The organism is Streptomyces sp. NPDC093795 (genome assembly GCF_044764665.1).
Lineage (GTDB): Bacteria > Actinomycetota > Actinomycetes > Streptomycetales > Streptomycetaceae > Streptomyces.
In genome coordinates, this window is the sequence record NZ_JBIWIO010000001.1 from 587,860 (window position 1) to 610,661 (window position 22,802).

21 protein-coding genes are annotated in these 22,802 nt (G+C 72.4%); 8 read left to right on the forward strand and 13 right to left on the reverse strand.

The window, feature by feature from the left end:
- Window positions 1-25: 25 nt before the first annotated feature.
- Genes ACIRB7_RS02860 through ACIRB7_RS02870 form a run of 3 tightly spaced genes read left to right on the forward strand, consistent with a single transcriptional unit; the run spans window position 26 to window position 2,414 of the window.
- On the forward strand, window positions 26-523 hold the full coding sequence (locus tag ACIRB7_RS02860) for a methylated-DNA--[protein]-cysteine S-methyltransferase (protein ID WP_403591347.1): 498 nt from the start codon (window positions 26-28) through the stop codon (window positions 521-523).
- The gene (locus ACIRB7_RS02865) at window positions 520-1,155 is read left to right on the forward strand and encodes an alpha-ketoglutarate-dependent dioxygenase AlkB family protein (RefSeq protein ID WP_403591350.1); all 636 of its coding nucleotides are present in this window, start codon (window positions 520-522) and stop codon (window positions 1,153-1,155) included. The genes ACIRB7_RS02860 and ACIRB7_RS02865 overlap by 4 nt, the downstream gene beginning before the upstream one ends.
- A gap of 20 nt (window positions 1,156-1,175) precedes the next feature.
- Window positions 1,176-2,414 (forward strand): APC family permease, encoded by a 1,239-nt coding sequence (locus ACIRB7_RS02870; protein ID WP_403591353.1) that lies wholly within the window; start codon window positions 1,176-1,178, stop codon window positions 2,412-2,414.
- A 2-nt stretch (window positions 2,415-2,416) separates the two neighbouring features.
- On the opposite strand, the gene ACIRB7_RS02875 is transcribed toward ACIRB7_RS02870, so the two are convergent.
- The 12 genes from ACIRB7_RS02875 to ACIRB7_RS02930 form a co-directional block, all read right to left on the reverse strand.
- A complete protein-coding gene (locus ACIRB7_RS02875; RefSeq protein ID WP_403591355.1) occupies window positions 2,417-2,794 on the reverse strand; it encodes a YccF domain-containing protein in 378 nt (125 codons plus the stop codon).
- Window positions 2,791-3,654: a zinc metalloprotease HtpX gene (gene htpX / locus ACIRB7_RS02880; protein ID WP_403591358.1), complete on the reverse strand. Its 864-nt coding sequence runs from the start codon at window positions 3,652-3,654 to the stop codon at window positions 2,791-2,793. Before htpX ends, ACIRB7_RS02875 begins: the two co-directional genes overlap by 4 nt.
- A gap of 165 nt (window positions 3,655-3,819) precedes the next feature.
- Complete coding sequence (locus tag ACIRB7_RS02885; RefSeq protein ID WP_403591361.1) at window positions 3,820-5,367, reverse strand: NADH-quinone oxidoreductase subunit N; 1,548 nt, start codon at window positions 5,365-5,367, stop codon at window positions 3,820-3,822.
- Window positions 5,364-6,917 carry a NuoM family protein gene (locus ACIRB7_RS02890; protein WP_403592456.1) on the reverse strand — a complete coding sequence of 518 codons (1,554 nt, stop codon included), beginning with the start codon at window positions 6,915-6,917 and terminating at the stop codon, window positions 5,364-5,366. The genes ACIRB7_RS02885 and ACIRB7_RS02890 overlap by 4 nt, the downstream gene beginning before the upstream one ends.
- 27 nt (window positions 6,918-6,944) lie before the next feature.
- Window positions 6,945-8,930 (reverse strand): NADH-quinone oxidoreductase subunit L, encoded by a 1,986-nt coding sequence (locus tag ACIRB7_RS02895; RefSeq protein WP_403591364.1) that lies wholly within the window; start codon window positions 8,928-8,930, stop codon window positions 6,945-6,947.
- On the reverse strand, window positions 8,927-9,349 hold the full coding sequence (gene nuoK / locus ACIRB7_RS02900; RefSeq protein WP_403591366.1) for an NADH-quinone oxidoreductase subunit NuoK: 423 nt from the start codon (window positions 9,347-9,349) through the stop codon (window positions 8,927-8,929). The genes ACIRB7_RS02895 and nuoK overlap by 4 nt, the downstream gene beginning before the upstream one ends.
- Window positions 9,349-9,936, reverse strand: a complete 588-nt coding sequence (locus tag ACIRB7_RS02905) for an NADH-quinone oxidoreductase subunit J (RefSeq protein WP_403592459.1) — start codon at window positions 9,934-9,936, stop codon at window positions 9,349-9,351. Before ACIRB7_RS02905 ends, nuoK begins: the two co-directional genes overlap by 1 nt.
- A 2-nt stretch (window positions 9,937-9,938) precedes the next feature.
- Complete coding sequence (locus ACIRB7_RS02910; protein ID WP_403591369.1) at window positions 9,939-10,517, reverse strand: NuoI/complex I 23 kDa subunit family protein; 579 nt, start codon at window positions 10,515-10,517, stop codon at window positions 9,939-9,941.
- On the reverse strand, window positions 10,517-11,485 hold the full coding sequence (locus ACIRB7_RS02915; protein ID WP_365784084.1) for a complex I subunit 1 family protein: 969 nt from the start codon (window positions 11,483-11,485) through the stop codon (window positions 10,517-10,519). The genes ACIRB7_RS02910 and ACIRB7_RS02915 overlap by 1 nt, the downstream gene beginning before the upstream one ends.
- On the reverse strand, window positions 11,482-12,576 hold the full coding sequence (locus ACIRB7_RS02920; protein WP_403591371.1) for an NADH-quinone oxidoreductase subunit C: 1,095 nt from the start codon (window positions 12,574-12,576) through the stop codon (window positions 11,482-11,484). The genes ACIRB7_RS02915 and ACIRB7_RS02920 overlap by 4 nt, the downstream gene beginning before the upstream one ends.
- The gene (locus ACIRB7_RS02925; RefSeq protein ID WP_403591374.1) at window positions 12,573-13,139 is read right to left on the reverse strand and encodes an NADH-quinone oxidoreductase subunit B; all 567 of its coding nucleotides are present in this window, start codon (window positions 13,137-13,139) and stop codon (window positions 12,573-12,575) included. Before ACIRB7_RS02925 ends, ACIRB7_RS02920 begins: the two co-directional genes overlap by 4 nt.
- Window positions 13,130-13,531 (reverse strand): NADH-quinone oxidoreductase subunit A, encoded by a 402-nt coding sequence (locus ACIRB7_RS02930; RefSeq protein WP_351213280.1) that lies wholly within the window; start codon window positions 13,529-13,531, stop codon window positions 13,130-13,132. Before ACIRB7_RS02930 ends, ACIRB7_RS02925 begins: the two co-directional genes overlap by 10 nt.
- 217 nt (window positions 13,532-13,748) lie before the next feature.
- On the opposite strand from ACIRB7_RS02930, the gene ACIRB7_RS02935 reads away from it, so the two are divergent.
- From ACIRB7_RS02935 to ACIRB7_RS02955, 5 genes are all read left to right on the forward strand, one after another.
- On the forward strand, window positions 13,749-14,942 hold the full coding sequence (locus ACIRB7_RS02935; RefSeq protein WP_403591377.1) for a sensor histidine kinase: 1,194 nt from the start codon (window positions 13,749-13,751) through the stop codon (window positions 14,940-14,942).
- A gap of 242 nt (window positions 14,943-15,184) precedes the next feature.
- Window positions 15,185-16,471, forward strand: coding sequence for a sensor histidine kinase (locus tag ACIRB7_RS02940; RefSeq protein WP_403591380.1), 1,287 nt, complete (start codon window positions 15,185-15,187; stop codon window positions 16,469-16,471).
- A 97-nt stretch (window positions 16,472-16,568) separates the two neighbouring features.
- Complete coding sequence (locus ACIRB7_RS02945) at window positions 16,569-17,228, forward strand: LuxR C-terminal-related transcriptional regulator (protein WP_403592462.1); 660 nt, start codon at window positions 16,569-16,571, stop codon at window positions 17,226-17,228.
- Between the two features lie 308 nt (window positions 17,229-17,536).
- Window positions 17,537-19,474, forward strand: a complete 1,938-nt coding sequence (locus tag ACIRB7_RS02950) for a 2-oxoacid:acceptor oxidoreductase subunit alpha (RefSeq protein ID WP_403591383.1) — start codon at window positions 17,537-17,539, stop codon at window positions 19,472-19,474.
- Window positions 19,467-20,528, forward strand: a complete 1,062-nt coding sequence (locus ACIRB7_RS02955; protein ID WP_403591386.1) for a 2-oxoacid:ferredoxin oxidoreductase subunit beta — start codon at window positions 19,467-19,469, stop codon at window positions 20,526-20,528. The genes ACIRB7_RS02950 and ACIRB7_RS02955 overlap by 8 nt, the downstream gene beginning before the upstream one ends.
- Before the next feature lie 50 nt (window positions 20,529-20,578).
- On the opposite strand, the gene ACIRB7_RS02960 is transcribed toward ACIRB7_RS02955, so the two are convergent.
- Window positions 20,579-22,801 carry a bifunctional serine/threonine-protein kinase/ABC transporter substrate-binding protein gene (locus ACIRB7_RS02960; protein ID WP_403591389.1) on the reverse strand — a complete coding sequence of 741 codons (2,223 nt, stop codon included), beginning with the start codon at window positions 22,799-22,801 and terminating at the stop codon, window positions 20,579-20,581.
- Window position 22,802: the final 1 nt, after the last annotated feature.

Here is a 22,802-nt window from a genome sequence, read left to right on the forward strand (position 1 = left end):
ACCCGTGCGGGGAAAGGAACCAGCCATGACCGTGTACGCGTACGTCGACGGCCCCCTGGGCGAGATGCTGCTTGTCGGGCGGCTCGCCGGAGGGGGTCGTGCCGTGCTGCGTTCGCTGTCCCTGCCGGGGCAGAAGGGCGCCGTCGCGGTCGAGGAGGGCTGGACGCTCGCGCCCGAGGTGTTCGGTGAGGTCGCCGGGCAGCTCGGTGAGTACTTCGCCGGGCGCCGGGACCGGTTCGAGCTGCCGGTCGCGAGCGACGCCGGGACCGAGTTCCAGCGGCGGGTCTGGCGGGTCCTGGAGGAGATTCCGTACGGCACGACCGTCTCGTACGGGGAGATCGCCCGGCGGGTCGGTTCCGCCGGGGCCGGGGTCCGGGCCGTGGGGACGGCGATCGGGCGTAATCCACTGCTTCTGGTGCGGCCCTGTCACCGGGTGATCGGGGCCGACGGGAGTCTGCGCGGGTACGCCGCCGGGCTTGAGCGGAAGGAACGGCTCCTCGCCATCGAAGGGGTCCTCGTGTGACCGAGGGGCTCTTCCCCCGCGAGCGGGCCGTGATCGCGCCCGGCGCCGTGCACGTGCCCGCGTGGCTCCCGTTCGCGCGGCAGCGGGAGCTGGTGGACGCCTGCCGGGAGTGGGGGCGCGGACCCGTGCCGTACCGGCAGACCGTGCTGCCCGGCGGGGGTGTCATGTCGGTGCGGTCACTGTGCCTCGGCCGGCAGTGGGTGCCGTATCGATACCTCGACACGGTGGGCGTGGAACTGCCCGGCTGGCTCGTCGCCCTGGGCCGGGAGGCGGTCTTCGAGGCGTACGGGGACGACGGCGGTTTCACTCCCGACACCGCGCTCGTGAACTTCTACGCGCCGGGGGCGCGGATGGGCATGCACCAGGACCGGGAGGAGCGTTCGGACGCGCCGGTGGTGTCGCTGAGCCTCGGCGACCGGTGCGTGTTCCGCTTCGGGAACGAGGAGGGCCGGGGGCAGCCGTACCAGGACGTCGATCTGGTCTCCGGCGACCTCTTCGTCTTCGGCGGGGCCTCGCGGTGGGTCCACCACGGGGTACCCAAGGTGTTCCCGGGGACGGCCGAACCGGCCTTGGGTCTCACCGGGCGGCTCAACATCACCCTTCGGGAGACCGGGCTCCGACGCGTGTCCTGACAAGCCCTAGGCTGCCGCGCATGAGTCCAGAGTTGCGCCGGTCCCTCGGCGTCTTCGACGCGGTCGTGATCGGGCTCGGCGCCATGGTCGGAGCCGGGATCTTCGTCGCCCTCGGGCCCGCCGCCGGGGCGGCCGGTTCGGGGGGCGGGCTGCTCGTGGCGCTCGGGGTCGCCGCCGTCGTCGCGTACTGCAACGCCATGGCCTCGGCCCGGCTCGCGGCCCGCTACCCCAGCTCGGGCGGCACCTATGTGTACGGTCGCGAATGCCTCGGATCCTTCTGGGGCTATCTGGCCGGCTGGGCCTTCGTGGTGGGCAAGACGGCCTCGTGCGCGGCGATGGCCCTGACGGTCGGGGCGTATGTCTGGCCGGGGCACGCGCACGCGGTGGCGGTGGCCGCCGTGGTGGCCCTGACCGCCGTCAACTACGGCGGAGTTCAGAAGTCGGCGCTGCTCACACGGGTGATCGTGGCCGTGGTCCTCGCCGTCCTCGCCGCCGTCTCCGTGGTGTCCCTCGGGGCCGGCGGGGCGGCGCCGCTCGCGGCCGGCGAGGAGTTCACGGCGGGTGGGGTGCTCCAGGCCGCGGGTTTGCTCTTCTTCGCATTCGCGGGGTACGCGCGGATCGCGACGCTCGGCGAGGAGGTCCGCGACCCGGCCCGGACGATCCCCCGGGCGGTGCCGGTGGCCCTCGGGATCGCCCTCGCCGTGTACGTCCTCGTCGCGGTGAGCGTGCTCACCGTCCTCGGCCCCGCGGCCCTCGCCGACTCGGCCACCCCGCTCACCGACGCGGCCCGCGCGGCGGGCGCCGGCTGGCTCGTGCCGGTGGTGACCGTGGGCGCGGCGGTCGCGGCGGTCGGCTCGCTGCTGTCGCTGATCCTCGGGGTGTCCCGTACGACCCTGGCGATGGCGCGGGACGCGTACCTGCCGACCGCGCTCGCCGCCGTGCATCCCCGCTTCCAGGTGCCGCACCGGGCGGAGCTGGCGGTGGGTGCGGTGGTGGCCGTGGTGGCGGCGACGGCGGACGTGCGGGGCGCGATCGGCTTCTCGTCGTTCGGCGTGCTCGTCTACTACGGGATCGCGAACGCCTCCGCCTGGACCCTGGGCGGACGCGGCCGGCCGCTCGCCGCGCTCGGTCTCGCCGGCTGCGGGGCGCTCGCGTTCGCGCTGCCGCTCGGGGCGGTGCTGGCGGGGGCGGGGGTCGTGGCGGCGGGGGTGGTGGCGTGGGCGGTCGGCCGGGGGCGGCCGACGCCGGGTCGGGGTTAGGGCTACCGGTTCGTCGGGACGATGTCCTTGCCCAGGGGGAGCAGGGACACCGGGATCAGTTTGAAGTTCGCGATGCCCAGGGGGATGCCGATGATCGTGATGCAGAGCGCGATGCCGGTGGTGATGTGGCCGAGGGCGAGCCACCAGCCCGCGAGGATCAGCCACAGGATGTTGCCCACGACGGAGGGCGCGCCCGCGTCGCGGCGGTCGACGACCGTGTGACCGAAGGGCCAGAGCGCGTAGACGCCGATGCGGAAGGCGGCGAGCCCGAAGGGGATGCCGATGATCGTGATGCAGAGCAGGACGCCCGCGAGCATGTAGCCCAGGAACATCCAGAATCCGCACAGGATCAGCCAAATGACGTTGAGGATCGTCTTCACGGGCGGTGACCTGCCATCTGTTCGAGCCGGGCGATTCGCTCGGCCATCGGCGGATGGGTGGAGAACATCTTGGACATGCCCTGGCCGGGACGGAAGGGGTTCGCGATCATCATGTGGCTCGCGGTCTCGATCCGGGGCTCCGCGGGCAGCGGCAGCTGCTTGGTGCCGGCGTCAAGTTTCCGCAGGGCGCTGGCCAGGGCGAGCGGGTCGCCGGTGAGCTGGGCTCCGGAGGCGTCGGCCTCGTACTCGCGGGAGCGGGAGATGGCGAGCTGGATGACGGAGGCGGCGACCGGGCCCAGGATCATGATCAGGAGCATGCCGAGCAGGCCGGGGCCGTCGTCGTCGTTGGAGCGGCCGACGGGGATCAGCCAGGCGAAGTTGACCAGGAACAGGATCACGGAGGCGAGCGCTCCGGCGACCGAGGAGATGAGGATGTCCCGGTTGTAGACATGGCTCAGCTCGTGGCCGATGACCCCGCGCAGCTCGCGCTCGTCGAGGAGCGCGAGGATGCCCTCGGTGCAGCAGACGGCGGCGTTGCGCGGGTTGCGGCCGGTCGCGAAGGCGTTCGGCGCCTGGGTGGGCGAGATGTAGAGCCGCGGCATCGGCTGACGCGCCTGCGTGGAGAGCTCCCGCACCATCCGGTAGAGCGCGGGCGCCTCGAACTCGCTCACCGGGCGCGCACGCATGGCCCGCAGCGCCAGCTTGTCGCTGTTCCAGTACGCGTACGCGTTGGTGCCGAGCGCCACGAGGAGCGCGACGATCAGCCCCGTACGTCCGAAGAAGCTGCCGATGACGATGATGAGGGCCGAGAGCCCTCCGAGGAGTACGGCGGTCCTCAGCCCGTTGTGCCGGCGGTGCACGGTACGCCCTCCAAGTGGTGCGGCAGGGGAACCCATTGCTTCGTGGTCGTCCACGCATTCAGTGGACCCTTCCGTACTGGTCAACGCCAGGCGGGAGGTTCGGGTTCCCCCGGCCGTACCGGGGGCGCTGTGGGCCGTTCGGGTCGCGGGGCTGCCTGAGGGCTGTCAGAAGAGGCTGTTCGCGGCGAAACGGAGGGCGAACTGCGGGTAACCCGACAGTACGACTCCCGCTGCGGCGGTCAGCGCGATCGCCAGGGTGATCGACACGGGCGTCCTGTGGGCGGCCCCCGCCGACGGCTTCTCCGCGGCTTCCTCCGGCGTACGGAAGAGCAGGGCCGTCCAGCGGAGGTAGTAGTACAGGGCGATCACGACGTTGATGCCCATGATCACGGCCAGCCAGCCGAGGCCCGCGTCGACGGCCGCCGAGAAGACGGTCACCTTCGCGAAGAGGCCGATGATGCCCGGGGGCAGGCCGGCCAGGTTCAGCAGGAAGAACGCGAGCGCGAGGGCGGCGACGGGGCTCGCCGCGTACAGGCCGCGGTAGTCCGCGATCCGGTTCCGGGGGTGCAGGCGGGCGACGAGCGCGACGACCGCGAACGCGCCGAGGTTCACGACGGCGTACATCAGGGCGTACGCGACGGTGGCGCCGATCTGGTCGTCGCTGGAGTACGCGGCGGCGGCGATCGGCACCAGGAGGTAGCCCGCCTGGGCGACGGAGGACCAGGCGAGCAGCCGGACCGCGCTCCACGCGCGCGTGGAGCGCTGGCGCAGGGCGGCGACGTTGCCCGCGGTCATGGTGAGCGCGGCGAGGACGGCGAGCGCCGGGCCCCACACGTCGGCGTACGAGGGGAACGCGACGACCGTCACCAGGATGAGCCCGGTGAAGCCGACGGCCTTGCCGACCACCGAGAGGTAGGCGGCGACGGGCAGCGGGGCGCCGACGTACGTGTCGGGCACCCAGAAGTGGAAGGGGACGGCGGCGGTCTTGAAGGCGAAGCCGACGAGGGTGAGGGCCACGCCCGCCTCGGCGAGGGTCTGGAGCTGGCCGGGCACGCCGTCGAGGCGCTGGGCGAGCTCCGTGAGGTGGAGGGTGCCGGTCGCCGCGTACACGAAGCTGACCCCGAGGAGGGTGACGGCGGTCGCGGTCACGGAGGACAGGAAGAACTTGAGCGCCGCCTCGCCGGACCTGCGGTCGCCGCGCTTGAGGCCGACGAGTGCGAAGGCGGGCAGCGAGGCCACCTCCAGGGCGACGACGAGGGTCGCGAGGTCACGGGAGGCGGGCAGCAGGGCGGCCCCCGCGGCCGAGGAGAGCAGCAGGAACCAGAACTCGCCGGCCGGGAGCTTCTCGCGGGACCCGGTGGGCTTGCGGGAGCCGAGGGGGCCGCTCGTCTCCGTGAGCGAGAGCAGCGCCGTCAGGAGCGCGCCGCCGAGGACGAGCAGCTGGATGACGAGGGTGAAGTGGTCGGCGGTGTAGCTGCAGGCCTTGACCTGGGTGTCCGCGGTGAGGCAGAAGGTGGAGCGGTCGCCGGCCCGCAGCGGCAGGAGCAGGGCGAGGGCGGCGACGAGACCGCCGATCGCGGTCCAGCCGAGGAGCCGCTTGCGCTCCTCGGGGACGAAGAGGTCGGCGACGAGCACGGCGAGGGCGACCACGGCCGTCAGGGTGGGGGACGCGATGGTGAGCCAGTCGACGGACTGGACGAGCGACGACGTCACTGGGTGCCTCCGGCGAGGAGCTTCTGGACGGCCGGGTCGGTGAGGCCGAGGAGGACGGCGGGCCAGAGTCCGGCGAGGACGGTGAGGGCGACGAGCGGGGTCCAGGCGGCGAGCTCGTACCCCTGGACGTCGTCGATCGGCGTCTCCCCGGCGGGCCGGGGGCCGCCCATGCAGACGCGGCGGACGACGAGCAGGAGGTACGCGGCGGTGAGGAGCGTGCCGAACGCGCCGATGGCCGTGAAGGTGAGGAAGGCGGGGCGGCTGAGGCCCTCGGCCGGCTCGAAGGCGCCGAAGAGGGCCAGCATCTCGCCCCAGAAGCCGGCCAGGCCCGGCAGCCCGAGGGAGGCGACGGCGGCGAAGGCGAGGAGGGCGCCGAGGCGCGGGGCGCGGCCGTAGAGGGCGGCACCCGTGGCGCCCGCGAGGGTGTCGAGGTCGGCGGTGCCGAACCGGTCCTTGACCGCGCCGACCAGGAAGAAGAGCAGGCCGGTGACGAGGCCGTGGGCGACGTTGGCGAAGAGGGCGCCGTTGACTCCGGTGGGGGTCATGGTGGCGATGCCGAGGAGGACGAAGCCCATGTGGCCGACGGAGGAGTACGCGATGAGGCGCTTGAGGTCGCCCTTGTTGCCGGGCCTGGCGAGGGCCAGGCAGGCGAGCGATCCGTAGATGATCCCGGCGACGGCGAAGGCCGCGAGGTAGGGGGCGAAGGTCCGCATGCCGTCGGGGGCGATCGGCAGGACGATCCGGACGAACCCGTACGTGCCCATCTTGAGCAGGACGCCGGCGAGGAGGACCGAGCCGACCGTCGGGGCGGCGGTGTGGGCGTCCGGGAGCCAGCTGTGCAGCGGCCACATCGGGGTCTTCACGGCGAGCCCGGCGGCGATCGCGAGAACGGCGATGACCTGCACGGATGCGGTCAGTCCACGGCCGTTGTCAGTGGCGAGTGCCACCATGTCGAATGTGCCCGACTTCACACCGATGAGGAGCAGGCCGAGCAGCATGACGACGGAGCCGAGCAGCGTGTAGAGGATGAACTTCCAGGCCGCGGCCTGCTTGCCCTCGCCGCCCCAGCGGGCGATGAGGAAGTACATCGGGATGAGGACCATCTCGAAGGCCAGGAAGAACAGGATCAGGTCGAGGACGGCGAAGGTGGCGAGGGTGCCGGACTCCAGGACGAGGAGGAGCGCGACGAAGCCCTTGGGGGAGGGCCCGCTCGGCATCTTGTAGTAGCTGTACAGCGCGCAGAGGAAGCTCAGGAGCGCGGTGAGGACCAGGAGGGGGAGGGAAATGCCGTCGACACCGAGGTGGATGCGCACGTCGAGTGCCCTGATCCAGCTGATGTCCGTCGTGGCCTGCATCCTCGACGGCTGGTCGTGGTCGAAGCCGAGGACGAGGACGATCGCGGCGAGGAGGATCACGCCGGTGACGACGACGCCGTGGCGCAGCACCGCCTGGTCCGGGGACTTCCCCTTCAGTCCGGGCGGGGCCGGGAGGAGAGCGGCGGCCGCGCCGAGGAGCGGTCCGGCGACGATCAACGCCAGAAGGAACTGCATCACGGATTCGCTGATATCGATCACGGCTCACGCTCCGGCGACGGCGTTGGCGAGGGCGACGGCGACGATCGCCAGGACGACGGAGCCGGCGAGCAGGGCGCTGAGGTAGGTCTGCACGTTGCCGGTCTGGGCACGGCGGACGAGCCACCCGAGCCCCTTGGTGGCGCTGCCCGCGCCGCTGACGTAGGTGTCGACGACCTCGCGGTCCAGGAAGCGGACCAGGGAGGCGGCGGCGAGGACGGGCCGGACGAACGCCGTCCGGTAGACGGCGTCCAGGTGGAAGCCGTCGGCGGCGGGGCCGTGCAGCGGCCCGAGGAGTACGCGGCCGGGGTCGGCCGGGTCCTTCGCGGGGTGCGGCAGGTGCAGCGCCTCCGCCTCGACGAGACCCGCTTCGGCCTCGGGGTGGGCGACGCGGGGCGCGGGGGCGACGGCCGGGGTCCTGGCGGCGAGGGTGCGCCAGACGGCGTAGGTGACGGCGGCTCCCGCGGCGGCGAGGCCCGTGCCCAGGACGGCCGTGACGACGGTCGGGGTGAGGGCGTTCCCGTCGAACCAGTCGTCGAGGTACGTGACGGTCAGACCGAAGCCGAGGGAGGGGATCGCGAGGACCCACAGGACGGTGGTCATGGCGAGCGGCTGACGGCCGTGATCCGGAGCCTCCGCGCCGCGGCCGCGGAAGGTCCGCAGCCAGAGGCGGAGCGCGTACGCGGCCGTGAGGAGGGCGGTGAGCAGGCCCGCGACGAGGACGGTCCAGCCGGCCCCGGCGGGGGCTGTCTGGACGGCCCGGTCCCCCAGCGCGGTGTGCTCGGCGGCCACCAGGACGGCTTCCTTGGAGAAGAAGCCGGCGAAGGGCGGGATCGCGGCGAGCGCGAGGAGGGCGACGGTCATCGTCCAGTACGCGTCGGGGATGCGCTTCGCGAGGCCGCTCATGCGGGACATGGCGGTCAGCGAGTTCGTGCCGGCGGCGTGGATGACGACGCCGGCGGCCAGGAAGAGCAGCGCCTTGAACGCGGCGTGCGAGAGGAGGTGGAAAACGGCGGCGCCCCGGTCGCCGACGGCGAGGGCACCGGCCATGTAGCCGAGCTGGCCGATCGTCGAGTAGGCGAGGACCCGCTTGATGTCGTCCTGGGCGAGCGCGGCGAGCGCCGAGCCGACCATCGTCACCGCGGCCATCACGGCGAGGACGGTCATCGCGGCGGCGGAGGCGGCGAAGACGGGCAGCAGCCGGGCCGTGAAGTAGATACCGGCGGCGACCATCGTCGCCGCGTGGATGAGCGCGGAGACGGGGGTGGGGCCGGCCATGGCGTCCGGGAGCCAGGTGTGCAGCGGGAACTGCGCCGACTTGCCCGCCACACCGGCGAGCAGCAGCAGCGCGATCAGGGTGGGGTGGTCGAGGCCGCCGCTCGCGACGGCGCCGAGGACGCCCGTGATCCGGAAGGTGCCCGCGTCGGCGGCGAGCGCGAAGAGACCGATGAGGAAGGGGACGTCACCGAGCTTGGTGACGAGGAAGGCCTTCAGGGAGGCGGCGCGCGCCTCGGGGGTCTCCCAGTAGTGGCCGACGAGGAAGTACGAGCAGATGCCCATGATCTCCCAGCCGACCAGGAGCACCATCAGGTCGCCGGAGTAGACGACGAGCAGCATCGCGGAGGTGAAGAGGGAGACGAGCGCGGCGTACGAGGGGTAGCGCGGGTCCTGACGGAGGTAGCCGGTCGAGTAGATCTGCACACAGGTCGCGACGACGCCGACGAGGACGGCGACGAGGGCGGCGAAGCCGTCGATGTGCAGGGCCAGGTCGATGGGGACCGAGCCGGTGGGGGTCAGCTGGGTGGCGGCGTCGATCGCCTTCCCGCCGCCCTGTCGGGCGGCGACGAGGACGGCCAGGACGGCGGCGGCGAGCGTCGGCAGCACGGCGAGCGGGCGGACGAGGCCGGGCACGGTGCGGCCGAGCAGGAGACCGGCGACGGAACCGAGGAAGGGCAGGAGGGGGACGAGGACGGCGAGGGTCGTGGTGGTCACGCGGTGGCCTCGGCCTTCTCGCCGGTGGGCGTCTCGGGTGCGGGCCCGTCGGGCTCGTCGGGCTCGTCGTCGGGCGCGTCGTCGGGCAGCTCGGCGTCGGGCCGGCCGTCCGGGGGCTCCGCCGTGTCGCGGAGGCGGTCGACGTCCGAGGTGCCCTTGTTGCGGTGGACCATCAGGACGATCGCGAGACCGATGCCGATCTCCGCTGCCGCGATGGCGATGGTGAAGAGGGTGAGGGCCTGGCCGGCGTGGAGGGTGTCGCGGAGCCAGACGTCGAAGGCGACCAGGTTGAGGTTGACGGCGTTGAGCATCAGCTCGACGGACATCAGGACCAGGATCGCGTTGCGGCGGGCGAGGACGCCGTACACGCCGATGGCGAAGAGGAGGGCGGCGAGGACGGCCGGGTAGACGAGATGCATCAGCGCTCCCCCTCCTTCTTCTTCCGGGACAGCACGATGGCGCCGACCAGGGCGGCCAGGAGGAGGACCGACAGCGCCTCGAAGGGCAGCACCCAGTGCCGGAAGAGGATCTCGCCGGACACCTTCGTGGAGCCCTGAACGGCTCCGTCCAGGTCGATCCAGGTCGTACGGAACGCGTCGACGACGACCCAGACGAGCGCGGCCGCGGCGGCCAGGGCGACCGCGATCGCGACCGGCCGGTTGCGGGAGTCGGCGTCCGGGGAGCGGCCGATGGGGGCCTTGGTGAGCATGAGGCCGAAGAGGAGGAGGACGACGACGGAGCCCACGTAGATCAGGACCTGGACCCAGGCGATGAACTCGGCGGTGAGGAGCAGGTACTCCACGGCGAGGCCGCCGAGCGTCACGACCAGCCAGAGCGCGGCGTGCACGAGCTGGCGGGTGGTGACCGTGACGAGGGCGGCGCCGAGGGTGACGAGACCGACGAGGAGGAAGGCGACCTCGACGCCGGTCGGCGAGAGGAAGCCGTGGGTCGTCTGCTGTGCGGTCTGTGCTGCCTGCGCCACCGCTTGCGTGGTGTGTGCTGCCAGGATCACTGCTGCTCCCCCTCGGCGGCCTGGGCTTCGGCGGCCTGGGCCTCGGCTGCCGCTGCCGCCGCGGCGGCCTTCTCCGCGGCCTTGCGGGCCGCCGCGATCTCCTTCGGTTCCTCCGCGGCCGGGTCGAGCGCGGGCGGTTCCGGGACCGTCCACATCCACTCGCGGAGCTTGTCGCGCTCGTGGGTGAGTTCGTGGATGTCGGTCTCCGCGTACTCGAACTCGGGCGACCAGAACAGCGCGTCGAACGGGCACACCTCGATGCAGATACCGCAGTACATGCAGAGCGAGAAGTCGATGGCGAACCGGTCGAGGACGTTCCGGCTGCGCTCGCGGCCGCCGGGGACGGCCGCCGGCACCGTCTCCTTGTGGGAGTCGATGTAGATGCACCAGTCGGGGCACTCGCGGGCACAGAGCATGCAGACCGTGCAGTTCTCCTCGAACAGCCCGATGACCCCGCGGGTGCGGGGCGGCAGCTCGGGCTGGACGTCCGGGTACTGCGCGGTGACGGTCTTCCTCGTCATCGTGCGGAGGGTGACGGCGAGGCCCTTGGCGAGGCCGGAACCGGGGATGGGCATTACTGGATCGCCACCTTCACGATGCCGGTGAGCGCGATCTGCGCGAGGGCGAGCGGGACGAGCGTCGTCCAGGCCAGCTTCTGGAGCTGGTCCTCACGCAGGCGCGGGTAGCTCACCCGCAGCCAGATCACGACGAACGCGAGGACGGCGGTCTTGAGCAGGGTCCAGACCCAGCCGAGACCGTCCGCGCCGAAGGGGCCGTGCCAACCGCCGAGGAACAGGACGGTGGTGAGGCCGCACAGGACGACGATGCCGGCGTACTCGGCGAGCAGGAACAGGGCGAACCGGAGGCCGGTGTACTCGGTGTACGCGCCGAAGATGATCTCCGAGTCGGCGACCGGCATGTCGAACGGGGGCCGCTGGAGTTCCGCGAGGCCCGCCACGAAGAAGACGAGGGCGCCGACGATCTGCCAGGGCAGCCACCACCACTCGAAGGCGTTCAGGATGCCGGGGAGGGAGACGGTGCCGGCGGCCATCGCGACGGAGGCGGCGGCGAGCAGCATCGGGAGTTCGTACGCGAGGAGCTGGGCGGCGGTACGGAGGCCGCCGAGCAGCGAGAACTTGTTCGCGGACGCCCAGCCGGCCATCAGGCTGCCGAGGACGCCGACGCCCATCACGGCGAGGACGAAGAAGATGCCGGCGTCGACGACCTGGCCGACGGCTCCCTCGCTCGGCCCGATCGGGATCGCGACGAGGACGAGGAGGTACGGGAGGAGGGCGACGGCCGGAGCGAGCTGGAAGACCCGCCGGTCTGCGTCCTTGGGGACCACGTCCTCCTTCTGCGCGAACTTCACGCCGTCGGCGACGAGCTGGGCCCAGCCGTGGAAACCACCGGCGTACATGGGGCCGAGGCGGCCCTGCATATGGGCCATGACCTTGTGCTCGGTCTGCCCGACGACGAGGGGCAGCACGAGGAAGACGGCGAAGACGACGAGCAGCCGGAGGGCGACGTCGAGTACGTCGTTCACGCGGGATCGCCTCCGGCGGGGGTGGTGGGGTCGGCGCCGTCGCCGCGCGGGGCGGGGTCGGTTGCGGGTTCCTGGTCCTGAGCCTGGTCCTGGGCTTGGGCTTGGTCTTGGGCTTGGGCTTGGTCCTGGGCTTGGGCTTGGTCCTGGGCTTGGTCCTGAGCCTGTGCCTGGTCCTGGGCCTGCGGCCCGGGCTCGGGGGCCGGTTCCTTTTCGAAGGCCGGGCGGGCGTGGTGCCAGGGGGCGTCCGCGCTGCGGGTACGCGGAGCGGCCGGGCCGGCCGGCGGCTCGGGGGCCGGAGCCGTCGCGTCCGGCTCGGGCGCCGGAGCCGCAGCGGGCGTCTGGCTCGCCGAGCCCTGCGACACCGAGCGCGCGCGGCGGGGCGGGGACGCCGGGGTGTCGGGTGTCGTACCCGGCTCCGCCGGTGTCTGGCTCGTCGAGCCCTCTCCCACCGAACGGGCTCGGCGGGGCGGGCGGTCGCCTGCCGCCGCTCGGGCCGGGCGGGTCGGGGCCGGGGGGAGCTGGCCCTTCAGGGGGCCCCATTCGTTGGGGTCCGGGACGCCCGGGGGGAGCATCTGGCGGCGCTTCGGGCCGCCCTCGTGGGACTCGCCCGGTTCCTTCGCGCCCGGCCACGCCTTGGCGACCCGGGCCGCCAGGACGAAGTCCTTGCGCAGCGGGTGCCCCTCGAAGTTCTCCGGGAGGAGGAGCGGCACGAGGTGCGGGTGGCCGGTGAAGTCCACGCCGAACATCTCGTGGGTCTCGCGCTCGTGCCAGCCGGCGCCCGCGTACACGCCGATCGCCGTCGGGAGGACGGGCGCGGCGTGCGGGACCGTCGTACGGACGAGGAGGCGGCGCGGGCGGCCCTCCGCGAGCGACACCACGTGTGCGCAGACCCGGAAGCCCGTGCCCGGTTCGTCCACCGCGCTCAGCCAGTCGAAGTACGTGCAGCCGAGGGTGTCACGGGCCGTGGTGACGGCCTGGATCCAGGCCGTCGGCGGGACGTCGACCGTCAGCAGGTCGTACGCCTGCTCCGCCGTCGCCTCCTCGCCGAAGATCTCCGTGACGGAGTCGGGAAGAGTGTCGTAGACCGTCATGTCGTGCCGCCCTCCGGCTGCGGAACCAGGGGGCTGGTCAGCTGGGAGACCGAGGCGGCCGTCGCGTACCGCTCCGCCAGGTTCTCCCGCGCGATCTTCTCCTGGAGCTTGAGGATGCCCTGGAGCAGCGCCTCGGGGCGGGGCGGGCAGCCCGGCACGTACACGTCGACCGGGATGATCTGGTCCACGCCCTTGGTCACCGAGTACGAGTCCCAGTACGGGCCGCCGCAGTTCGAGCAGGCGCCGAAGGAGATGACGTACTTCGGCTCCGGCATCTGCTCGTACAGGCGCTTCACCGCCGGCGCCATCTTGTCCGTCACCGTGCCCGAGACGATCATCAGGTCCGCCTGGCGCGGGCCCGGCGCGAACGGAATCACGCCGAGGCGGATGAAGTCGTGCCGGGCCATCGACGCGGCGATGAACTCGATCGCGCAGCAGGCGAGCCCGAAGTTGAAGACCCACAGGCTGTAGCGGCGGCCCCAGTTCAGGACCACCTTCATCGGCTCGGGGGCCAGGCGGGCGAGCGGTCCCAGCTTCGGAGCGGGCAGGGGTGTTACGTCCATGACAGGACGCCCTTCTTGTACGCGTAGAGCAGCCCCACGGCGAGGAAGCCGAGGAAGACGAACATCTCGACCAGGGTCGTGGCGCCGTAGCCGGGCGCCGCGAAGACCGTCGCCCAGGGGAAGAGGAAGATCGAGTCGACGGCGAAGATCACGTAGAGGAAGGCGTACACGTAGTAGCGGACCTGGGTGTGCGCCCAGCCCTCCCCCACGGGGTCGACACCGCACTCGTACGTGAGGAGTTTCTCGGGCGTCGGCACGACGGGCCGCAGCAGCCGGCCCGCGCCGAACGCCACGGCGACGAAGAGCACGCCGACGACGGCGAGCAGGCCGACGACGGAGTACGTCTGGAAGTAGTCCGCCGCGTCGGCCGCGACGACGGTCGGTTCCCGCACGGCCGTCCACCCCTCGGTCTCGTTGTCTCAGTCTCAGGAGTCACTTCTGTCGGACGCGAGTCTAGGCCCTGCTAAAGGGACCGTAAGCAGTCAGTAGGTGGTCGCGTACGTGGTCGTCCACGCGGTCGGGTGCGTGGTGCCGGTGGGGATATCCCCCGTGCCGCTCACCCACCTCCCCCATGGCGTCGCGCGGACCCCGACCGGCAGTCTGGGGAGCATGACCGCTGATCTTGACTCCGCCGGGGCCTCCGGGGCCTCCGGCTCCTCCGCCGCCGCCCCCCGTCCGCCCCGGCGTACCGCCTACGGCAAGGAGACCTGGAAGGAGATCGCCTTCCTCCTCTCCAACCTCTTCACGGCCCTGGCCGGTTTCGTCTACGCGGTCGTCAGCGTGCTCCTCGGCGTCGGCCTCTCGGTCACCGTCATCGGGCTGCCGCTGCTCGCCCTCGGGCTCGGCGGCGCCCGGCTGATCGGCCGGTCGGAGCGGGCGCGGGCGCGCGGGCTGCTCGGGGTCCAGGTCGCCGAGCCGTCCCCGCTGCCCTCGCGCGGCGGCTTCTTCGGCTGGCTGTGGAGCAGGCTGAAGGACCCGGTGGCGTGGCGGACTCAGCTGTACGGGCTGATCCGGCTGCCGTGGGGGATCGTGACCTTCACGGTCGCCCTGGTCTCGCTCCTCGTCCTGTGGCCCGTACTCCCCTTCCTGTCCCGGGGCCTGGCCAACGCCGACCGGGGCATGGTCCGGGGCCTTCTCTCGCCCTCCGACGAGCTGGAGCGGCGGATCGCCGAGCTGGAGTCGGACCGGGGCGTGGTCGTCGACACCGCGGCGGCCGACCTGCGGCGGATCGAGCGGGACCTGCACGACGGCGCGCAGGCCCGGCTCGTCGCCCTGGCGATGGGGCTCGGCCTGGCGAAGGAGAAGCTCCTCGACGACCCGGAGACGGCCGCGGCCATGGTCGACGAGGCGCACGGGGAGGTGAAGCTCGCCCTCCAGGAGCTGCGGGACCTCGCCCGTGGCATCCACCCGGCGGTCCTCACCGACCGGGGGCTGAGCGCCGCGCTCTCCTCCGTCTCGGCGCGCTGCACGGTGCCGGTGAAGGTGAACGTGGACCTGACGGAGCGGCCGGCGGAGGCGATCGAGGGCATCGCGTACTTCACGGTCTCGGAGCTGCTCCAGAACGTCTCCAAGCACGCGCGTGCCCGGTCCGCGTCCGTGGAGGTGTGGCGGGCCAAGGACCGGCTGCTGCTCCAGGTACGGGACGACGGGGCGGGCGGGGCGCGCTTCGACGGCGGCACGGGGCTCGCGGGGCTCGCGGAGCGGCTCGGCTCGGTGGACGGGCTGCTCGTCCTGGACTCGCCGGAGGGCGGCCCCACGACGGTCACGGCGGAGCTGCCGTGGCGCTCGCGGACGGGGCAGTGAGGGGCGAGGGCGTCCCCGTAGGGCGGAGGGCCCGCTGAGGCGTGGGCCCCGCTGAGGCGTGGGCCCCGCTGAGGCGTGGGCCCCGCTGAAGCGTCAGGCCCCGCTCGCTCAGCCGCAGGCCCCCCTCAGCCGCAGGTAGGGAAAACCCCCGCCCCCAGACGCCCACCCGCCTCATGGTCCGGACGGGCCCGGGACGGAACCCTGGAAGACGTACCCACCTCACCCAGAGAAGGACCCCCGCGATGGCCTCCCACCGACTTCCCGCCGCGATCCGCGCGCCGTTCGAGGCCCGCACCTGGCGCGCCCTGCTCTACGTGCTGATCGGGCTGCCTCTGAGCGTCTGCTGGTTCGCGCTCTCCGTCGCCTTCGTCTCGGCCGGTGCCGGGCTGCTCATCACGTTCCTCGGTGTGCCGATCCTGGCCGGGGCCCTCGCGATGTGCCGGGGCTTCGGCGCGGTGGAGCGGGCCAGGGCGCGCGGGCTGCTCGGGCTCGACGTACGGGCGCCCGAGCCGGTGCGGGGGAAGACCGGCGGGGCGTTCTCGTGGATGGGGGCCATGTTGAAGAGCGGGGCGTCGTGGCGGCACCTGCTGTACGCGGTGGTGCACATGCCGTGGGCGGTGGTCTCGTTCTCGGTGACGGTGGCGTTCTGGTCCTGGGGCTGGAGCCTGTTCACGTATCCGCTGTGGCAGTGGACCTTCCCGGCGTACGTGGGGCAGGACGGGATCCAGCTGTACGGGGACGGGACCCACGACCTGTATCTGGACTCCGCCTTCGAGGTGGCGATGACCAGCCTGATCGGGCTGCTGTTCGTGATGGTGGGGCCGTGGCTGCTGCGCGGGTTCGTCGCCGTCGACCGGCTCCTGGTCTCCGGGCTCCTCGGCCCCTCGCGGCTCGCCTCCCGTGTGACGGAGCTGGAGTCGGACCGGGGCGTGGTCGTCGACACCGCCGCGGCCGACCTGCGGCGCATCGAGCGGGACCTGCACGACGGGGCGCAGGCGCGGCTCGCCGCGCTCGCCATGGACCTGGGTCTCGCGAAGGAGAAGCTCGCGGAGGACCCGCAGGCGGCGGCGGTGCTCGTCGGGGAGGCGCACGGCGAGGTGAAGCTCGCGCTCCAGGAGCTGCGGGACCTGGCCCGGGGCATCCACCCGGCGGTCCTCACCGACCGCGGGCTCGACGCGGCGCTCTCGGCGGTCGCCTCCCGGTGCGCGGTGCCGGTGTCGGTGGACGTGGACCTGCCGGCCCGGCCGGTGCCCGCGATCGAGGGGATCGCGTACTTCACGGTCTCGGAGCTGCTGCGGAACGTCACGGCGCACGCGCGGGCGCGGCGGGCGTGGGTGGACGTGTGGCGGTCGGGCGACCGGCTGATGCTCCAGGTACGGGACGACGGCGTGGGCGGGGCGGAGACGGTGCCGGGGCGGAGTCTCGCGGGACTCGCGGAGCGGGTGGGGGCGGTGGACGGGGTGCTCGCGGTGGACTCGCCGTCGGGCGGCCCGACGACGGTGACGGCGGAACTGCCCTGGCGCTCGTAACGCATGCCCACGACGGGCGGGCAGTGCCATGCTGGGGGTCGCATTCGGCGACACGACAACATGGGGGCTGTACGGCGTGGGTGGGCAAGACGGGGCGGTGCGGGTGGTCATCGCTGAGGATTCGGTGTTGTTGCGGGAGGGGCTGACGCGGCTCCTGACCGATCTGGGGCACGAGGTCGTCGCCGGTGTCGGGGACGGGGAGGCGCTCGTCGAGACCGTCGCCAAGCTGGCGGCTCAGGACGCGTTGCCGGACGTCGTCGTCGCGGACGTACGGATGCCGCCGACGCACACGGACGAGGGCGTGCGGGCGGCGGTGCGGCTGCGCAAGGAGTATCCGGGGCTCGGCGTCCTGGTCCTCTCGCAGTACGTGGAGGAGCAGTACGCCACCGAACTCCTGGCCGGTTCGAGCCGGGGCGTGGGGTACCTGCTGAAGGACCGGGTCGCGGAGGTCCGTGAGTTCGTGGACGCCGTGGTCCGGGTGGCCGGGGGCGGTACGGCGCTCGACCCCGAGGTCGTGCAGCAGCTGCTCGGCCGGAGCCGTCAGCAGGACGTGCTGGCGAACCTGACGCCGCGCGAGCGTGAGGTCCTCGGTCTGATGGCGGAGGGCCGGACGAACTCGGCGATCGCGAAGGCGCTGGTGGTGAGCGACGGCGCGGTGGAGAAGCACATCAGCAACATCTTCCTGAAGCTGGGCCTGTCGCCGAGTGACGGCGATCACCGACGGGTACTCGCAGTGTTGACGTATCTGAGATCCTGAGAATCTGACACTCTGTCAGTTGACAGCGAGACCGGAGGCCGGAGACCGTCCGCCGCACCCCCGAGGGCCCTAGGTCCAAAGGATGAGGCGGAATCCGACATTCCGGAATGATCGCATGGCGACAGAACGTGACGATTCAGGGCAAGAGGGCATCTCAAAAAGAGGTCCATGATGCGAGAAGTCCCGGGAGGGCCCGCCCTACCGTCGTAGGGTGGGCCTCGGGGACGGACGGTGATCGGCCGGCCGCGTCCCGAGCCTTCTCCCGCCTCCGGCGGAGAGTCCCCTTGCCGCGAGGGAGGTCCAGTTCAGTGACCAGTCAGGTCAGTAGCGAGGCCGGTGAGGCCCTGCTCGGGGAGCAGCGCACCGCCCCGGCGAAGTCGCACCACGGCGCCGAGAAGGAAGTGCGCCGTCTCGACCGCGTGATCATCCGCTTCGCGGGTGACTCCGGTGACGGTATGCAGCTGACGGGTGACCGCTTCACCTCGGAGACGGCGTCCTTCGGGAACGACCTCTCCACGCTGCCGAACTTCCCGGCCGAGATCCGCGCACCCGCCGGCACCCTGCCGGGCGTCTCGTCCTTCCAGCTCCACTTCGCCGACCACGACATCCTGACCCCGGGCGACGCCCCGAACGTGCTGGTCGCGATGAACCCGGCCGCCCTCAAGGCCAACCTCGGGGACGTGCCGCGCGGTGGCGAGATCATCGTCAACACCGACGAGTTCGCGCCCCGCGCCATGAAGAAGATCGGCTGGGACGTCTCGCCCCTGGAGGACGGCTCCCTCGACGGCTACCGGGTCCACCCGGTGCCGCTGACCACGCTGACCGTGGAGGCCCTCAAGGACTTCGGTCTCTCCCGGAAGGAGGCCGAGCGCTCCAAGAACATGTTCGCGCTCGGGCTGCTGTCCTGGATGTACCACCGGCCGACCGAGGGCACCGAGGCCTTCCTGCGGAGCAAGTTCGCGAAGAAGCCGCAGATCGCCGAGGCGAACATCGTCGCCTTCCGGGCCGGCTGGAACTTCGGCGAGACCACCGAGGACTTCGCCGTCTCCTACGAGATCGCCCCGGCGACCACGGCCTTCCCCACCGGCACCTACCGCAACATCTCCGGGAACCTGGCCCTCTCCTACGGGCTGATCGCCGCCGGCCGCCAGGCCGACCTGCCGCTCTACCTGGGCTCGTACCCCATCACCCCGGCCTCGGACATCCTGCACGAGCTCAGCCGGCACAAGAACTTCGGTGTCCGCACCTTCCAGGCCGAGGACGAGATCGCCGGCATCGGCGCCGCGCTCGGCGCGGCCTTCGGCGGCTCGCTCGCCGTGACCACCACCAGTGGCCCCGGTGTGGCGCTCAAGTCCGAGACGATCGGTCTCGCGGTCTCCCTGGAGCTGCCGCTGCTCGTCGTCGACATCCAGCGCGGCGGCCCGTCGACCGGTCTGCCCACCAAGACCGAGCAGGCCGACCTCCTCCAGGCCATGTTCGGCCGCAACGGCGAGGCCCCGGTCCCGATCGTCGCCCCGAAGACGCCGGCGGACTGTTTCGACGCGGCGATCGAGGCGGCCCGGATCGCCCTCACGTACCGCACGCCGGTCTTCCTGCTCTCCGACGGATACCTCGCCAACGGCTCCGAGCCCTGGCGCATCCCGGACGTCGAGGAGCTCCCCGACCTGCGGACACTGTTCGCCACCGGCCCGAACCACACCCTCGACGACGGCACCGACGTCTTCTGGCCGTACAAGCGCGACCCGGAGACCCTCGCCCGCCCGTGGGCCGTGCCCGGCACCCCCGGTCTCGAGCACCGCATCGGCGGCATCGAGAAGCAGGACGGCACCGGCAACATCTCGTACGACCCCGCCAACCACGAGTTCATGGTCCGCACCCGGCAGGCCAAGATCGACGGCATCGACGTCCCGGACATCGAGGTCGACGACCCGGACGGCGCGAGCACCCTGGTCCTCGGCTGGGGCTCCACCTACGGGCCGATCACGGCGGCCGTCCGCCGCATCCGCAGAGCCGGCGGGCACATCGCCCAGGCCCATCTGCGGCACCTCAACCCCTTCCCGAAGAACCTCGGCGAGGTCCTCAAGAGGTACGAGAAGGTCGTCGTCCCCGAGATGAACCTCGGGCAGCTCGCCCTCCTCGTCCGGGCGAAGTACCTCGTCGACGCCCGCAGCCACACCCAGGTCAACGGCATGCCGTTCAAGGCCGAGCAGCTCGCGGCCGTCCTCAAGGAGGCCATCGATGCCTGAGCCCACGGAGACGCTGCTGAGCCTGGTGCCCAAGGCCGAGGGCCGGCAGTCCATGAAGGACTTCAAGTCCGACCAGGAGGTCCGCTGGTGCCCGGGCTGCGGTGACTACGCGGTCCTCGCCGCCGTGCAGGGCTTCATGCCCGAGCTCGGTCTGGCGAAGGAGAACATCGTCTTCGTCTCCGGCATCGGCTGCTCCTCCCGCTTCCCGTACTACATGAACACCTACGGGATGCACTCCATCCACGGCCGCGCCCCGGCCATCGCCACCGGCCTCGCCACCTCCCGCCGCGACCTGTCCGTCTGGGTCGTCACGGGCGACGGCGACGCGCTCTCCATCGGCGGCAACCACCTCATCCACGCCCTGCGCCGCAACGTCAACCTCAAGATCCTGCTCTTCAACAACCGGATCTACGGCCTGACCAAGGGCCAGTACTCGCCCACCTCCGAGGTCGGCAAGATCACCAAGTCGACGCCGATGGGCTCGCTCGACGCCCCCTTCAACCCGGTGTCGCTCGCGCTCGGCGCGGAGGCCTCCTTCGTGGCCCGTACGGTCGACTCCGACCGCAAGCACCTCACCGAGGTGCTGCGCCAGGCCGCCGACCACAACGGCACGGCGCTCGTCGAGATCTACCAGAACTGCAACATCTTCAACGACGGCGCCTTCGAGGTCCTCAAGGACAACGACCAGGCGAAGGAGGCGGTCATCCGCCTCACGCACGGGCAGCCGATCCGCTTCGGCGCCGAGGACGAGAAGGGCGTCGTCCGCGACCCCGCGACCGGGGACCTCCAGGTCGTCACCGTGACCCCCGAGAACGAGTCGCGGATCCTCGTGCACGACGCCCACGCGGCCACCCCCACCACCGCCTTCGCGCTCTCCCGGCTCGCGGACCCGGACACCCTCCACCAGACCCCCATCGGGGTGTTCCGGTCGGTGGACCGGCCGGTGTACGACACGCTGATGGCGGACCAGCTGGAGACGGCGGTGGAGCAGTACGGCAAGGGTGACCTCGGTCAGCTCCTCGCCGGGAACGACACCTGGACGGTCGTCGGCTGACAGCCCGACGCAGGGGCCCGGTCCGTACACCCGTACGGACCGGGCCCTCGTCATGTCCCCGCGGCCGCCGCCTCGTCGAACTTCCCCAGGAAGCGGGGCACCCCGCCCTTCACCTGCCAGAGGAAGAGCCCGACGAGCGCCGCGGCGCTCGTGTCCCTGCCCGACGAGTACTGTCTGACGACCCCCTGGTACGCGTTCTGCCGCAGGCTGTTCGCCACCCCGGCGGCCTCCGACTCCGCGTGGTTCGCGACCGCCGTGCCGAGCGCCTGGATCTCCCAGTTGACCGCGTCGAACGCCTCCGTGGCGTACGGCTCGACCGGGACGGCAGGAGGGACGCCCCAGCGCTTGCGGTACGCGGCGGTGAAGTCCTTCGCCGCCGGGATGCCGTCGGGGTCGGCGAAGGCCGTGCCGAAGTACCAGCCCTCGGCCGCCGGACCCGCCAGCCTGAGGAACTCCGGGTGGAGCGCGGCCTCGACACCGCCGCACGGCCCCTCGTACCCCTGTTCGCGCAGCGCCCTGGCGCAGAGCGCGGCCCGGCGCGGTGAGGTCCCCACGTACATCACGCCCAGCGGGTCGGTGGCGAGCGCGGCCCGTACGGCGGGGCCGAAGTCCTCGCTGTCCTCCTCGACGGGGTGGGTGGTGACCGCCCCGCCGAGGTTCTGCGCGGGCGGGGTGGTCTTGATGCTCTTGACCGCGAACCAGGTGTCCCGGCCGCCGGCCCGGTCCTCCACCAGCGCGGTCCGCACGGCCTTGTGCTCGGAGAGATAGCGGATGTAGGGCACGATCAGGGTGTCGGCGGCGGAGCGCGGCTCGAAGTAGGTGCGCCTCATGGTCTGCCCCGGCACCGTGGTGCCGGTCGGCACCGCGGCGACGACGCTCACCAGCGGGACGGTACGGTCCACGAGTTCGGCCACCGCCGCGACGACGCTCTCCGCCGTGGCCGGGCCGACCACACCGACCAGTTTCTCGTCCTTGAGCAGGGTGCGGGTGGCCGCCGTGGCGCGCGCCGCGTCCCCGCCGTCGTCCATGACACGAAGGACCAGGTCGAAGAGGCGGTCCCGGCGGGCGTTGTGGGCCTCCACGGCCACCCTGGCCCCGCGCTCCTGGGCCCGGCCGTACACCTTCAGGGGGCCGCTGAGGTCGGTGAGCAGGCCGAGCGTGTACGCGGCGAGCGGGGCGCCGGTGCCGCCGCCCTTCCCCCCGAGCGTGCCCACTCCCGTGCCGCCGAGGGTGCCCACTCCGGTGCTCTCCGGTGTACGGCTCAGGAGCCAGGCCGTCAGGCCGCCCGCGCCCGCGAGGGCCGCCGCCGAGCCGCCCATCAGGAGCCCGCGCCGCGAGAGGCCCTTCGGCGGCTCGGGGTGCACGAGCATCGTCGGCTCCGGGACGGGCAGGTCCAGGACCCGTGAGGAGCGCTGGGCGATGAGCGCGGGCAGCCCCGACGGCAGCCAGTCGCCCGCCGGGACGTCGGCCTCCCCGAGCGCGGCCCGCACCTCCGCCGCCGTGGGCCGGGCCGCCGGATCCTTCGCCAGACAGGCCCTGACCAGGGGCAGGATCGTGTCCGGTACGTCGGTGAGGTCGGGCTCCTCGTGGACGGTGCGGTAGACGACGGCCGCCACCCCGCCCGTACCGAAGGGGCGTTCACCGGTCAGCGCGTACGCGAGGACGCAGCCGAGGGAGAAGACGTCACTGGCCGGGCCGACCTCGCCCGCCCCCGCCGCCCTGGCCTGCTCGGGCGCGAGGAAGCCGGGGGTGCCGATCATCGCGTCGGTCGCGGTGAGCGCGGTCGCCCCGGCGGAGCGGGCGATGCCGAAGTCGATGAGCCGGGGCCCGTCGAGGGCGAGGAGGACGTTGCCGGGCTTGACGTCCCGGTGCACGAGCCCTGCCGCGTGCATGCCGTCGAGCGCGGACGCGAGCCGGGCGCCGAGGGCCCGTACGGTCGGCTCGGGCAGGGCGCCGTGCAGGGCGACGGCCTCGGCGAGGGACGGCCCCGGCACGTACTCGGTCGCCAGCCACGGCTCCCTGGCCTCCGGGTCGGCGCCGAGGACACGGACGACCCAGCGCCCGGTGATCCGCTCGGCGGCCCGCGCCTCACGGCGGAACCGCTCCCGGAACCCGGGGTCGGCCGCGTGCTCGGCGCGGATGAGTTTGAGCGCGACGAGGGCCCCGCCGCCGGAGCGGGCGAGGTACACCACGCCCATGCCTCCGGCGCCGAGACGGCCGATGAGCCGGTAGCCCGCGATCGAGGAGGGGTCGCCCCTGCGCAGTGGCTGCACG

Bases quoted from the DNA above. Each gene is read 5' to 3' on its own strand.
- ACIRB7_RS02955 (WP_403591386.1), top strand. From the start codon at position 19,467: ATGCCTGAGCCCACGGAGACGCTGCTGAGCCTGGTGCCCAAGGCCGAG.
- ACIRB7_RS02910 (WP_403591369.1), bottom strand. From the start codon at position 10,517: ATGCCCATCCCCGGTTCCGGCCTCGCCAAGGGCCTCGCCGTCACCCTC.
- ACIRB7_RS02920 (WP_403591371.1), bottom strand. From the start codon at position 12,576: ATGACGGTCTACGACACTCTTCCCGACTCCGTCACGGAGATCTTCGGC.
- ACIRB7_RS02860 (WP_403591347.1), top strand. From the start codon at position 26: ATGACCGTGTACGCGTACGTCGACGGCCCCCTGGGCGAGATGCTGCTT.
- ACIRB7_RS02870 (WP_403591353.1), top strand. From the start codon at position 1,176: ATGAGTCCAGAGTTGCGCCGGTCCCTCGGCGTCTTCGACGCGGTCGTG.
- ACIRB7_RS02935 (WP_403591377.1), top strand. From the start codon at position 13,749: ATGACCGCTGATCTTGACTCCGCCGGGGCCTCCGGGGCCTCCGGCTCC.
- ACIRB7_RS02890 (WP_403592456.1), bottom strand. From the start codon at position 6,917: ATGCAGTTCCTTCTGGCGTTGATCGTCGCCGGACCGCTCCTCGGCGCG.
- ACIRB7_RS02925 (WP_403591374.1), bottom strand. From the start codon at position 13,139: ATGGACGTAACACCCCTGCCCGCTCCGAAGCTGGGACCGCTCGCCCGC.
- nuoK (WP_403591366.1), bottom strand. From the start codon at position 9,349: ATGCATCTCGTCTACCCGGCCGTCCTCGCCGCCCTCCTCTTCGCCATC.
- ACIRB7_RS02940 (WP_403591380.1), top strand. From the start codon at position 15,185: ATGGCCTCCCACCGACTTCCCGCCGCGATCCGCGCGCCGTTCGAGGCC.